The following is a 12,813-nucleotide window of genomic DNA, read 5'->3' as shown; positions in this document are numbered from 1 at the left end:
GACAATCAGCGCTGTTAAACAGATTCAACTTTTGCGGGTTGGCTTTCAGTTCGCATTTTTCAGGTATTGCATGGAACAGATTCTTGTATTTTGCCGGCCCGGGTTCGAAACCGAAGCCGGCCGTGAGATGACAGACTCAGCCGCTGAAAAGGGCATCTTCGGTTATTTTGAGCCAGAGACGGATCGGGGTTTGGTTCGTTTCCACCCTGCCGCACCGGATACTGCTGATGAGGTCATGGCGCGCCTCGACCTGGATAACCTGGTGTTTGTCCGGGACTGGATAGTGGTGCTTGGTGAATTCAGGCTTCCCGATGCGGATCGCGTCGGAGCCATTATTGACGGGCTGAAGGGCCTGGGGCGGGGCTACCCCGGGTGTGCACGCGTTGAAATCCGGTTATCGGAGAATAACTCGGACCGGGACCTGGGGAATTTTGCCCGAAAATTGGTTTCGCCGCTTTCCCGGGGTCTGCGTGGGGCGGGCTTGCTCAGGACAGACCAGAATGCACCGGCTCCGGCGCGCCTTGAGGTATTTCTGTCGGATTTTTCCAGTGCGGTTGTCGGATTCAGCCTCGTGGATAACCGGGCCCGTTATGTCGGAGGCATTCCGCGCCTGCGGTTACCGGCGTCTGCGCCCAGCCGTTCTGCACTGAAGTTGGAGGAAGCATGGAAGGTGTTCCTTCCAGCGGAACAGGAACTGGACTACCTGGGCGGCGGTAAAAAAGCTGTAGACCTTGGAGCCGCCCCCGGTGGTTGGACCTGGCAGCTGGTTCGCCAGGGCATGATGGTAACGGCCGTGGATAACGGACCGATGAATCCGGAGCTGATGGCCACGGGCCAGGTGGAGCATGTTGAGGCGGATGGTTATGGCTGGCGCCCAAAACGCGGAATCGACTGGATGGTCTGCGATATCGTGGATCAGCCCAGAAAAACCGCGAATCTGGCGGTTTCCTGGTTTGGTGAGGGATTGTGCCGCTTCGCGGTGTTTAATCTGAAGCTGCCGATGAAGAAGCGCTATGACGAGTGGCTGATCTGCCGTGATATTCTGGTAAACGGGCTCAGTGAGGCGGGCATCGGCTTTCGTTTGAAGGCCCGCCATCTCTATCATGATCGTGAAGAGATCACCTGCTTCATTGAGCGGACTGGTTAAATGGCACTTTGCTCCAGCACAGTGATGGCTTCCTCCTGGTCCATCATGGGAACCAGTTCTGACATGAGGCCTCGGCGTTCCTCGGAGTGAAACCACCGGTCCCAGTCAGCCTCGGATCGCCAGTTTGCAAGGGTTATCCGGTGGTTGGGGTCGTGTCTGTCGACCAGGGTTTCACCGGAAATGAACCCCGGCGCACTGACAGCTTGTTGCAGAACCTTGCGCGAGCGCTCTTCGTAGGCTGATTCCAGTGACTCAGCAATATGACGTTCAATCAGAACCCGGATCATGGCAAACCTCCACATGTTTTAACTGTTATAAACAATAATTTAGCAGGTATTTTCGAAAAATCAGCCGAAATGACAGGAGATAGGGTTTGACTGCATCTGAATACGACGCTGAATTGGACGCCCGCGGTCTTTTCTGCCCGGAGCCGGTGATGATGTTGCATAATCGCATAAACGATGTGGAACCTGGTGGCGTCTTGCGGGTCGTTGCCACGGATCCCTCCACCACACGGGATATTCCCAGGTTCTGCCAGTTTCTTGGCCATGAGTTACTCAGCCAGAATGAATCTGACGAGTTATTCATCTACCTGATACGCAGGGGTCAGTAAACGGTGGCTTCAGACTTCCGGGCGCACTTCGCGAAGGTGATTCAGGAATTCCTCGCGGTTCATCTCACCCAGCACACGCATCCGGGGTAGTTCCTCACCGTTCCTGCCATAGAACAGGATGGCCGGCGGCCCGAACAGACCCAGTTCATTCAGCAGGGCCTGCTGCTCAGGGGTGTTGTCCGTCATGTCGATCTGCAGCAGGTTATAGGGCCCCAGTGCCTGGATAACATCTGGCTTGCTGAAGACATTGCGCTCCATGACCTTGCAGGAAATGCACCAGTCGGCGTAGAAATCCAGCACCACCGGGCGACCTTGCTCCCGGGCCTGTCTGAGCATATCCCGAATCTCAGCGGGCTGTTCGACCCGCTGAAAATCTGCGTGCTGGGCATTGGCGCCACCACCGGAACCTGCAGAGGCGCTCGCAGCCGTAAAAGGGGCCAGTGGTTTGAGCGGGTCGTTGGCACCGCTGACGGCGCCGGCAAGCAGGGCGATACCATAGGCAAACAGAACGAGGCCGAGGCCTTTGCGTGTACGTTCCCAGCCAGCCTTCGCCGCATCAAACGCTCCCAGCTGAACACCGGTAATGGCGATCAGCAGTCCCCACAGCGTCAGTGCCAGCCAGCCCGGCACCAGGCGTTCGATCAGCCAGATCGCAACCGCCAGCAACATTACGCCATAGAAGTGCTTTACCGCGGTCATCCAGTGCCCCGTGGTTGGCAACAGTTTTCGCCCTCCGACCGCGACCAGGATCAGTGGGATGCCCATCCCAAGGCCGAGGGAGAATAGTGCAATACCGCCTATCACCGCATCCTGAGTGGTCGAAATATAAAGAAGGCTTCCTGCCAGCGGGGCCGAAACACATGGAGAAACGATCAGTGCAGACAGCGCGCCAATTCCGAATATGCTGACTACCCGGCCACCAGTGAGGCGATGGCTGGCGTCATTGAGAGATTCACGGATAAACCGGGGCAACTGGATCTGGAATAGATCGAACATGGAGAGCGCAAATATCACGAACATCAGGGCGAATATGCTCAACACCCAGGGCGATTGCAGTTGCGCCTGCAGGTTAAAGCTGGCGCCGAGCAAACCGGTCAGAACCCCGGCGGCGGCGTAGGTCAACGCCATACCCAGAACATAGCTGCCTGACAGGAGCAGGGCATGGCCGGTGGTAGGGGTGTTTCTGCCGGAAACCAGCGACGAAATAATGGGTACCATGGGCAGAACACAGGGCGTAAAAGTCAGCCCCAGGCCAAGAAGCAGAAAGACGCCGGCAATCACCAGGGTGGACTGCTCAGCGAGGAAGCCCGCAAGTCCCGTCGCGGTCTCGGTGTTGACCGGTCCCCGGATTGCAGTGCCGTCGACGCTTCCCGAGGAAGCCATCTGGGATCCGGCGCCACCGTTACCCCGGTAAAACAGGACGTCCCGGGTCTGGGGTGGGTAACACAAGCCGGCTTTTGCGCAACCCTGATAAGTTACCTGCAGTTGGGCCTCCCGAGCCCCCTCAGGCAGCGTGACCGGAACCCGGGCTTCTATCGGGTCAAAAAATACGGTGGATTTACCAAAAAACTCGTCTTCGATGGTCGTGCCGGAGCTGGAGTAAACCGGGTCGCCAATCTGGACCCCCGGGTCCGTGGTCTCAATGCTGATCCGTTGACGGTATAGGTAATGGCCAGGGGTGATGTCCCAGGCAAGCACCACGCTGTCGCTATCGGTTTTGGAGTTAAATGGCAGAGCTTCGTCCACCGGGAGAAATTCGTTGCCCTGACCACCGAACAGGGAGTTTACGCCGCTGCCCAGCGCCCAGGCCGGGTTGGCTGTTGAAAGGAGCAGGGCGAGCGCCAGGATCAGATTGAGTGGGTTCGCCCATTGGCGTTTCATCTTCGTTACTGCAGAGAAAGCCGTCATTGATCGTAGAAATTCCCGGTTAGTGTCTGGTTCGGTCGGACTGTCGCGGTGCGATTACCACTGGCGAGCCGGCTTGTTACGCCTGCAGTGGACACGGGACTCCTGTCAAAGTTCCCTCTGGTATTGGCGGCAGTAAAGTCGCACAATAGCCAGCCAATGAATCACAGTCCAAACGATCTTATCATGCTGTTTAATGACCTGTTCCGGGAAGCATACCGGACCGAGTTGGTTAAAGGCACTGATGAACCTGAATACGTACCAGCGAGCGGGCCGAACCGGCCGGCTCAGGTCGTTTTTGCTCACGGCTATTATGCCAGTGCTTTGCATGAAATAAGCCACTGGTGTATTGCTGGTGAGCACCGGCGCACACTTCACGACTATGGTTACTGGTACTGTCCGGAGGGCCGTACACCGCAGCAACAGCAGGCATTCGAGCAGGTGGAAGTGAAGCCCCAGGCCATCGAATGGTTGTTTTCCCTGGCCTCGGGATTCCGCTTCCACATTAGCGTGGACAACCTCTCCGGAGGTGGAGCCGCAAATGAAGAGCGTTTCCGCCGGAACGTCCGAGCGCAGGTGAGCGAGTTCCTGGAGCGCGGCCTGCCGACCCGTGCACAGGCTTTTTTTGACGCGCTGGCAACATTTTATGGAACCGGAGAAATCCTCAGGGAGCGCTGGCATGACGATGCCCGGCGCATCGCTCCGTTATATTCTGAATCAGGACATTTGCAGGAAAACTGAGACTTTATGACAACTGACCCAAAACACACCGGCGATCTGAGATTCAGTGATCTGAACCTCGACAAGCGTTTGCTGGATGCTATTACGGCCATTGGTTTTGAATTTTGCACCCCGATTCAAGCAGAAACTCTGCCCTGGACGCTGGCCTGTGAAGATCTGATCGGCCAGGCCCAGACGGGTACCGGTAAGACGGCCGCCTTTCTGATAACGGCTATCCAGAGCCTGCTGGAGACCCCTATTCCGGAGTCAGACCGCTTCGCGTCAGAGCCCAGAGTCCTCGCACTGGCGCCGACCCGGGAACTGGCGATGCAGATTGCCAAGGATGCCGAGCAATTATGTCAGCACACCGGCCACAATGTGGTGACGGTAGTGGGCGGTATGAATTATGACAAACAGCGGGACCAGCTGCAGAACGAGATCGTCGACATTCTCGTTGCCACACCGGGCCGGCTCATTGATTTTCTGGGTTCCCAGGACGTGTTCCTGGATCAGATCGATATCCTGATCCTGGATGAAGCCGATCGTATGCTCGATATGGGGTTTATCCCGGATGTGAAGCGGATCATTCGTAAGTGCACCCCCAAGGATGAGCGCCAGACGCTGCTGTTCAGTGCCACCTTCAATCAGGATGTTCTGAATCTTGCGTCCATGTGGACCGGAAATGCCGAGTTCGTGGAAATCGAACCCGAGCAGAAAACGGCTGAGCGGGTGGAACAGACGGTGTACCTGGTAGGCGATGATGAAAAGCTTCCGGTGCTGGTGAATTTCCTCAAGCGCCCGGAAGTGGAAAAAGCTCTGGTATTTGCCAACCGGCGTGATCAGTGCCGGGATCTGGAGGAAGATCTCAGGAACCAGGGCGTTAAAGTGGCCCTGATGTCGGGTGAGATAGCCCAGAACAAACGCCTCAAAACCCTTGACCAGTTCAAGAAGGGCAGCATTCAGGTGCTGGTTGCCACCGACGTTGCTGGCCGTGGTATTCATGTGAACGGTGTTACCCATGTTTTCAACTACAATCTTCCCGACAGCGCCGAGGACTATGTCCATCGTATTGGTCGCACCGGCAGGGCAGGCAAGCATGGGGTTGCCATCAGTTTTGCTGGTGAGGATGACTCTTTCTCCCTGCCCGCCATCGAGACTTACATCAGTCAGAAGCTGAAAACCTCTGTGCCCGATGAAGAGCTCATGGTGGCCATGGACAACCCGCCGATCACCCGCAAACGTGGTCGCCGTCCTCAGGGAGGGCAGGGTGGCCGCGGCGGTCAGGGCGGTCGCAATCAACGTCAGCGCCGGAACTGACAGGACACGAAACCATTATGTTGATCGTAGCAGACGAAAACATCCCGTTACTGGACTCCTTTTTCGGCGATATTGGTGAGGTCCGACGTGTTTCTGGCCGCTCCATGGCTGCCGGCGAAGTCCGCGATGCCGATATACTGCTGGTCCGTTCGGTTACCCGGGTCAACCGTGAGCTGCTTGAAGGCAGCCGCGTACGTTTTGTGGGTACGACCACGATTGGCACGGACCACGTGGATCTGGACTGGCTCGAACAGAAAGATATCCGGTTCGCTGCAGCGCCCGGCTGCAATGCCAACAGTGTTGCCGAGTATGTCCTGTCTGTTCTGTCTCTTTATGCCGAGAAACGGGGTCTGGCCGACTGGTCGCAGCTCAGTGTCGGTATTGTCGGTGTGGGTAACGTTGGTGGTGAGTTGGCGCGCAAGCTGGAACGGCTTGACTTTGACGTGCGGCTTTGCGATCCGCCAAGAGCTGACCTGGGTGACGAAGGCCAGGAGTTTGTGTCCCTCGAAGAGGCCATGAAGTGTGATGTGGTTACCTTGCACACACCGTTAACCCGCGAGAGTGGTCATCCGACGTTCCACATGATTGGTGAACCGGAGCTGGATTGCCTCGGTGCAAACCAGTTGCTTATCAACGCCGGCAGAGGCGAGGTTATCGACTCATCAGCGCTGCTGGCGCGTCTCGGCCAGGGTGATGCCCCCACCGTAGTTCTCGATGTCTGGGAGCAGGAGCCAAGAATCCATCCTGAACTCGTTGATCATGTATGGCTGGCAACGCCGCATATCGCCGGGTACAGTCTCGAAGGCAAGGTTCAGGGCACGGAAATGATTTACCAGGCGCTGAGCCAGTTCCTTGGACTGCCGGTTCGCAAGAAAGCGGGGCAGTTTCTGCCGGAGCCGGCGCTGAGCAAAATTTCTTTCACCAGCTCTGCGGTGGAGGAAGATGCCATCCGCATTGCCTTGAGGGCATGCTACGACCCCCGCCGGGACGATATCCGACTTCGGAACGCTATGAGCGGTTCGGTTGAGGAGCGGGGGGCGACGTTTGACCGGCTTCGTCGTGACTACCCAGTGCGTCGGGAGTGCTCCAGCCTCAAGATTCAACTGAAGGGAACGAGTAAATCCCTACAGGACAGTTTTCGGGCGATCGGCTTCAAGCTGAAAATCTGATCAGCAGTGTTGGCGGTAAAGAAGTCAGCAATCTGAAACCGGGGCAAGTGCCCCGGTTTTTTGTTACAGCTTTGCGCTCTGCAGGGCCTGTATGCGGTCCTCCAGCGGAGGGTGCGTCATAAAGAGTGCGCTCAATCCGCCCCGGGCGCCGCGATTGATACCGAACGCCTGCAGGGTATCGGGCATCTGGTCCGGGATCTCGCTCTCCTGCTTGAGCCGGGCCAGTGCGCTGATCATCGCTGATCGCCCTGCCAGTTGCGCCCCGGCGATGTCGGCCCGAAACTCCCGGCGGCGCGAGAACCAGAACACGATGGTACTGGCGAGTATCCCCAGCACGATTTCCGCCACAATACTGACCGCGAAAAAACCAAGACCATGCCCGCTCTCATTCTTGAACACCACCCGGTCAACGAAGGAGCCAATCACCCGGGACGCGAATATCACGAAGGTGTTCACTACCCCCTGAATCAGCGCCAGAGTCACCATGTCACCGTTGGCGACGTGGCCGATTTCGTGGCCCAGGACTGCCCGGATCTCGTCTTTGTTGAAGCGTTGCAACAGGCCTTCGCTGACCGCCACCAACGCGTTGTTCTTGTTCCATCCCGTGGCGAAAGCATTGGACTGTGACGCTGGAAAGATGGCCACTTCGGGCATGCCGATACTGGCGTTTTTGGCCATTTCCGCCACGGTATCCACCAGCCAGCGTTCTGCGGGCGTTCTCGGGGATTCAATGACTTTTGCCTTGGTGCTCCACTTGGCCATGGGTTTCGATATGAGCAAGGAAACAATAGCACCGGCGAACCCGAAGATGGCCGCGAAAGCCAGTAACGAGCCATATTGAATACCGTTCTGGGCGAGGTAGCTGTCTACTCCCAGCAGTCGCAGCGTGAAGCTGGCGACAATGATCACGGCAAGGTTGGTTGCCAGAAACAGCAGAATACGCATGTCAGGTTCCTGTTCAGTCTGTCACGGAATATAAAACCGGATTTCAGACCGATATATGCGGCCCCGGTTCAATCAATCAACGATCTTACGTCGATTTAATCATTGCTGCGGTCGGCGAAAAACGTCGCCCGCATGACCTGGCTGATCCGGGCCGAGTTGCCGCTTCTGAGGGCGGTACGAACCAGGTGGATATGGGTGGATAGGTCTTCCTGAATTGATCGGGGAAGGGCTTCGGCAGATTTTTCATCCGGAATGCCGAACTCCTGGGTCAGAGACACTGGCGCCGGAGCACTCAAACGGATGAACGCATGCCGGGTCAGGACCGCCTGGTCGAGGGCTTCCTGGCGAATGGTGTCCACATAACGCAGCAGGCCTTCCTCGGCCAGCCAGAGCAGGGCGCCAAAGCAGGCCATGTGCCGCTTGCTGTGCAGGCCGAATTCGTCGGGCTCATCCGGCCCGGCGATATCCTCCACAAACACGTTTATTCGTCTTGGAAAAGTGCTGTAAAGCTGGACAAGGGCAATCGCCACATCCTTGTAGAATTCCTCGACATGAATATCAGCCATGGTGTTCCCCGTTACTGCTGGTACTGGTCCAGGAAGTTTCCGAGCCGGCCCATGGCGTCTTCCAGGGTATCCTCCCGGGGCAGGAAGACCACCCTGAGATGCTGTTTGTCATCGATATTGAACGCAGAGCCCTGTACCAGAAGGATTTTTTCCTGAATTAGCAGATCCAGAACCAGCTTTTCATCATTAACAATGGGGAAGCGCTTGGGATCCAGCTTCGGGAACAGATAGAGGGCGCCCTGGGGTTTGACGCAGGTTACGCCCGGAATATCATTCAGCATCCGCCAGGCCGTCTCTCGCTGTTCGAAAAGCCGTCCGCCCGGGGCAACCAGGTCATTGATGGACTGGTAACCGCCCAGTGCAGTCTGGATGGCGAGCTGGGCCGGCACGTTGGCACAAAGGCGCATGTTGGACAGCATGTCAATGCCCTCAATCAGGTCTTTGGCGCGGTGTTTCGCACCGCTGATTATCATCCAGCCTGATCGGTAGCCAGCCGCACGGTAGTTCTTTGACAGGCCGTTATAGGTGAAGAACAGAACATCATCGGCCAACGACGCCGTGGAAATATGCCGGGTGCCGTCGTAGAGAATCTTGTCGTAGATCTCGTCGGACAGAACGATCAGGTTGTGCTTTCGGGCAAGCTCGATCACCTGTTCAAGCAGTTCTTTTGAGTAGACGGCCCCGGTCGGATTGTTCGGGTTAATCAGCACAATCGCCCGCGTACGGCGGGTAATCTTTTTGCGAATATCGTCAATATCCGGGAACCAGTCCTGCTGTTCATCACAGCGATAGTGCACCGGTTTGCCGCTGGACAGGGTAACAGCCGCAGTCCAGAGCGGGTAATCCGGCGCCGGAATCAATACTTCATCGCCCGTATTGAGCATCGCCTGCATAGTCATGACAATCAGTTCACTGACGCCGTTGCCAAGGAAGATGTCGTCAATATCGACCTTGTCGATACCTCGTTGCTGGCAATAGTGCATCACAGCCTTGCGGGCGGAGAACAGACCTTTTGATTCCACATAGCCCTGGGCAAGGTGCATGTTGTAGATAACGTCTTGCTGGATCTCTTCCGGCACATCCAGCTCAAATGCAGCGGGGTTGCCGATGTTCAGCTTGAGCACCCGATGGCCTTCCTCTTCCAGACGGCGTGCTTCCCGCAGAACTACGCCACGTATTTCATAACACACGTTATCCAGCTTGGCGGATTTATGGTAGTTCTGCATAGGACCCGGGCTTCCTTCTTGTGAGATCGGAAAATGACGCCTGCCAAAACGACAGCCCTTTATTCTAGCGGAGCGAAGGGCGACGGCAACAGGGGAATTATGATGAATTGTGGCGTGTTCAGGCAGATTTACAGTGCAAAGCTGAACCGGTTTGTAAAAGTGATTCCCTGAAGGCCTGCAAAGATATGCTTTTTCTAACTGGATTGTGCACAATGTAATTGTGTAAAATATAAAATCATCATGGGGGAAACCGATGGCTGGTAGCACGATATACGACTTCGAAGTACGGGATATTCAGGGCAATGAGAAAAGCATGGCGGATTATCAGGGAAAGGTGCTCCTGATTGTTAACACCGCCAGCAAGTGTGGTTTCACGCCGCAATTCGAGGGTCTGCAATCGCTTCATAATGAGCTGGGGGGTAAGGGTTTCGAAGTGCTGGGTTTTCCCTGCAACCAGTTCCTCAATCAGGATCCCGGCAATGACGACGCCATCAGCCAGTTCTGTAGCCTCAATTACGGCGTCGATTTTCCGATGTTTTCCAAGATCGAAGTCAATGGCGAAGGCGCTCATCCGCTGTTCCGGTTTCTCAAGCACGAGGCCAAAGGCCTGATGGGGTCGGAAAAAGTGAAGTGGAACTTCACCAAGTTCCTGGTCGGGCCCGATGGCAAGGTAGTCCGCCGCTACCCGCCGACAACCAAACCCGAGGATATCCGGGCTGACATCGAGAAGTTACTGCCGGCATGATCGCAGAGAGTGAGTCATTGAGCGACATGCTGGATCTTGATAACCAGATCTGCTTTGCATTGTACGCCGCAAACCGTGCGGTAACGGCTCGTTACCGCCCACTGCTGGCCGACCTTGGCCTCACGTACCCCCAGTATCTGGTGATGCTGGTGCTCTGGGAGCAGGCAAGAAGTGGACGGCTAACGAGGGTTTCTGATCTGGGAGCGCGACTTCGGCTGGACTCGGGAACCCTGACACCGCTGCTAAAGCGCCTGGCGGACCGGGGGCTGGTTATCCGACAACGGAGCCAGGGTGACGAGCGGGTGGTTACAATAGCTCTGACTGACGCAGGACGGGAGTTGCGAGAGCAGGCCGGGCAGATACCCGGGCGCCTCTTGTGTGGCATTGATGTCGAGCCGGACCGGCTGGTTGCGCTCCGGGATGAGCTCAGGCAGGTCCTGAGTGCTCTGGAGCAGCAGGTGGGCGCCAGCGATTGATCACGGCCCTGAGTTCGTCACGTTTATAGGGCTTGGTGATGTAATCATTCATTCCGGATGCCAGGCAGTTCTCCCGGTCGCCCTGCATCACGTTGGCGGTAACGGCAATGATGGGCAGATTCTTCCAGTCCGGGTTCTGGCGTATCCGTTGCGTTGCCTCATAACCGTTCATTATCGGCATCTGACAGTCCATCAGCACCATGTCATAGTGCTTTTGTTCCAGCGCATCGATGGCTTTCTGGCCGTTTTCTGCATGGTCTGTCCGGTGGCCAAGCTTTTTGAGCAGGCTAGCGGCCACCAGTTGATTGACCTGATTGTCTTCGACAAGAAGAATCGATAATGGCTGATCGGTCTCGGATTGCAATGGCTCCGAAGTGATGCCAAGGCGGTTATTCCGGGACGCCACTCCTTCAGCGTCTGCGGGCCCGGCATTATCAACCGGCAACGGCAGGGTGACAGTGAAGTGGGTGCCGCTACCCTCCCTGGAGTCCACCAGGATCTGGCCATGCATTCGCTCCACCAACTGGCGACAGAGAGTCAGCCCCAGTCCGGTTCCGCCATAGAGCCGGGTGGTGTCCGCGTCGGCCTGGGAGAAGGGTGAGAATATCCTGTGAAGGCCCTCTTTTGACATGCCAATCCCGGTGTCCACCACGTCGATTCTGAGACTGCCTCCAGAATAGCCTGCCCGGATTCGGACACCGCCCTCTTCGGTAAATTTGATGGCGTTGCTCAGCAGGTTGTTGAGCACCTGCCGGACCCGGGTCGGGTCGCCCAGAAAACTCTCCGGGAGATCCGGATCGATTTCGTTAATCAGGTAAATATTCTTGCGCCGGGCTTGTTGGCCATGGAGCGTTGCGCATTCTTCGATCAGCCTTCGAACACTGAACGGGATGTTTTCGAGGCTCAGCTTGCCGGCTTCAACCTTCGAAATGTCCAGGATATCGTTCAGAAGTTCCAGCAGGCTTTCACCGGCATTCAGGGCAATCTCCAGACGGTTGCGCTCAGCGGGATCGAGATCTCCCTCCAATGCCAACCCAAGCATTCCTAGAACGCCATTCAGGGGAGTGCGGATCTCGTGGCTCATGCTGGCCAGAAAATTGGCTCTGGCCCGGGCGCGGCGTACGGCATCTTCTTTGGCTTTTACCAGGGCGCGGTTACCCCGTTGCAGGGCCTGGTTTTTCTCGGAGATTTCCCGGGTACGGTCTGCCACTTCCTGCTCCAGCTGAGCAGAGTAGTTCTTCATGGCACTCTCGGCATGCCGGAGTTGCGCCAGACTGGAGTCAATGGCTTCAAGGTGCTGGTTGATAATGCCAACCATGGTTCCGATCTCGTCTTCCCGGTGGTTGTGCGGTATCGGTAACCTGACTTTCTCCGGAGAACTGGCGCGCACCTGGCTGAGGGCGCTGATGACACTGAGCATGGGGCGGGTGAGCACGAAATAGAAAATCATAAGCAGTGCGGCTGACAGAATAAGACTTTTGAAGAGCCCGCTCATGAGAGTGTAACCGGCCCGTTCGAGAAACTGCGCACCATAGTGGTAGGTATCGATGGTGAGAACGAGCTCTCCGAGGGGCAGATCCTCAAGCTGAGGTACTCTCAGCTCTTGCCTGAAGATCCGGTCTGCGCCGAACAGAAGGTCGCTGACCCAGCGGTAGGGCGACTCCGGGCTGCTCTTGCTCGAAGCCGCCATGGTCTGGTTATCGTTATCGACAATTCGGGCATCAATCGTAGCCGGGTGCCTGAGCAGGCCGTCCAGCAATTCTTCCGCCAGCCGGACGTCGATGTTGTAGGCAATCTGGGAGGCCGGGCTGTTACTGATATCCACCAGCGCGTGGATTTCGCTTTCCAGGGATTCCCTGGCGCTGAAATAATCCAGGGTGATCTGGACAAAATTGAGCATCAGCCCCAAGGCCATGGCAACCAGTACGGTGTCACGGGTGAGTCGGTAGGAAAGCCGCTGCTTGAAGCGTTTGCTCACTGGTAT

Annotated in this window: 13 protein-coding genes; 7 read left to right on the top strand and 6 right to left on the bottom strand. The window is 56.6% G+C overall.

Going from position 1 to position 12,813, the window contains the following annotated elements; translation table 11 throughout:
* Window positions 1–70: 70 nt before the first annotated feature.
* On the top strand, window positions 71–1,147 hold the full coding sequence (gene rlmM, locus CLH62_RS02475) for a 23S rRNA (cytidine(2498)-2'-O)-methyltransferase RlmM (RefSeq protein WP_099616561.1): 1,077 nt from the start codon (window positions 71–73) through the stop codon (window positions 1,145–1,147).
* On the opposite strand, the gene CLH62_RS02470 is transcribed toward rlmM, so the two are convergent.
* Window positions 1,144–1,434, bottom strand: coding sequence for an antibiotic biosynthesis monooxygenase family protein (locus CLH62_RS02470; RefSeq protein ID WP_099616560.1), 291 nt, complete (start codon window positions 1,432–1,434; stop codon window positions 1,144–1,146). The two genes, rlmM and CLH62_RS02470, sit on opposite strands and share 4 nt — an antisense overlap.
* Window positions 1,435–1,520: 86 nt before the next feature.
* Here CLH62_RS02470 and tusA point away from each other — a divergent pair, with 86 nt between their 5' ends.
* Window positions 1,521–1,760 carry a sulfurtransferase TusA gene (gene tusA, locus CLH62_RS02465; protein WP_099616559.1) on the top strand — a complete coding sequence of 80 codons (240 nt, stop codon included), beginning with the start codon at window positions 1,521–1,523 and terminating at the stop codon, window positions 1,758–1,760.
* Window positions 1,761–1,769: 9 nt separating this feature from the next.
* Here the strand turns inward: tusA and dsbD are convergent, their stop codons facing one another.
* Window positions 1,770–3,668, bottom strand: coding sequence for a protein-disulfide reductase DsbD (dsbD, locus tag CLH62_RS02460; RefSeq protein ID WP_099616558.1), 1,899 nt, complete (start codon window positions 3,666–3,668; stop codon window positions 1,770–1,772).
* A gap of 183 nt (window positions 3,669–3,851) precedes the next feature.
* On the opposite strand from dsbD, the gene CLH62_RS02455 reads away from it, so the two are divergent.
* Genes CLH62_RS02455 through pdxB form a run of 3 tightly spaced genes read left to right on the top strand, consistent with a single transcriptional unit; the run spans window position 3,852 to window position 6,871 of the window.
* A complete protein-coding gene (locus tag CLH62_RS02455; RefSeq protein WP_322868506.1) occupies window positions 3,852–4,406 on the top strand; it encodes an elongation factor P hydroxylase in 555 nt (184 codons plus the stop codon).
* Between the two features lie 6 nt (window positions 4,407–4,412).
* A complete protein-coding gene (locus CLH62_RS02450) occupies window positions 4,413–5,702 on the top strand; it encodes a DEAD/DEAH box helicase (RefSeq protein ID WP_099616556.1) in 1,290 nt (429 codons plus the stop codon).
* Between the two features lie 17 nt (window positions 5,703–5,719).
* A complete protein-coding gene (gene pdxB / locus CLH62_RS02445) occupies window positions 5,720–6,871 on the top strand; it encodes a 4-phosphoerythronate dehydrogenase PdxB (protein ID WP_099616555.1) in 1,152 nt (383 codons plus the stop codon).
* A 63-nt stretch (window positions 6,872–6,934) separates the two neighbouring features.
* On the opposite strand, the gene htpX is transcribed toward pdxB, so the two are convergent.
* The 3 genes from htpX to CLH62_RS02430 all read right to left on the bottom strand — a co-directional run bounded on the left by htpX (window position 6,935) and on the right by CLH62_RS02430 (window position 9,608).
* The gene (gene htpX, locus CLH62_RS02440; protein WP_099616554.1) at window positions 6,935–7,816 is read right to left on the bottom strand and encodes a protease HtpX; all 882 of its coding nucleotides are present in this window, start codon (window positions 7,814–7,816) and stop codon (window positions 6,935–6,937) included.
* A 95-nt stretch (window positions 7,817–7,911) separates the two neighbouring features.
* Window positions 7,912–8,382, bottom strand: coding sequence for a hypothetical protein (locus CLH62_RS02435; RefSeq protein ID WP_099616553.1), 471 nt, complete (start codon window positions 8,380–8,382; stop codon window positions 7,912–7,914).
* An 11-nt stretch (window positions 8,383–8,393) separates the two neighbouring features.
* Entirely contained in the window at window positions 8,394–9,608 is a 1,215-nt protein-coding gene (locus CLH62_RS02430) for a pyridoxal phosphate-dependent aminotransferase (protein ID WP_099616552.1), read from the bottom strand.
* 253 nt (window positions 9,609–9,861) lie between these two features.
* Here CLH62_RS02430 and CLH62_RS02425 point away from each other — a divergent pair, with 253 nt between their 5' ends.
* Both CLH62_RS02425 and CLH62_RS02420 read left to right on the top strand, forming a co-directional pair.
* Entirely contained in the window at window positions 9,862–10,353 is a 492-nt protein-coding gene (locus CLH62_RS02425; protein ID WP_099616551.1) for a glutathione peroxidase, read from the top strand.
* Window positions 10,350–10,829, top strand: a complete 480-nt coding sequence (locus tag CLH62_RS02420) for a MarR family winged helix-turn-helix transcriptional regulator (protein WP_170005748.1) — start codon at window positions 10,350–10,352, stop codon at window positions 10,827–10,829. Before CLH62_RS02425 ends, CLH62_RS02420 begins: the two co-directional genes overlap by 4 nt.
* Here the strand turns inward: CLH62_RS02420 and CLH62_RS02415 are convergent.
* Window positions 10,780–12,807, bottom strand: coding sequence for an ATP-binding protein (locus CLH62_RS02415; RefSeq protein WP_099616550.1), 2,028 nt, complete (start codon window positions 12,805–12,807; stop codon window positions 10,780–10,782). The genes CLH62_RS02420 and CLH62_RS02415 overlap by 50 nt on opposite strands.
* Between the last annotated feature and the right edge of the window lie 6 nt (window positions 12,808–12,813).

The sequence above is a fragment of the Marinobacter guineae genome (assembly GCF_002744735.1).
Classification (GTDB): Bacteria; Pseudomonadota; Gammaproteobacteria; order Pseudomonadales; family Oleiphilaceae; genus Marinobacter; species Marinobacter guineae.
Note: the sequence above shows the minus strand (reverse complement) of the source record. Positions and strands in the feature narration are given on the sequence as shown.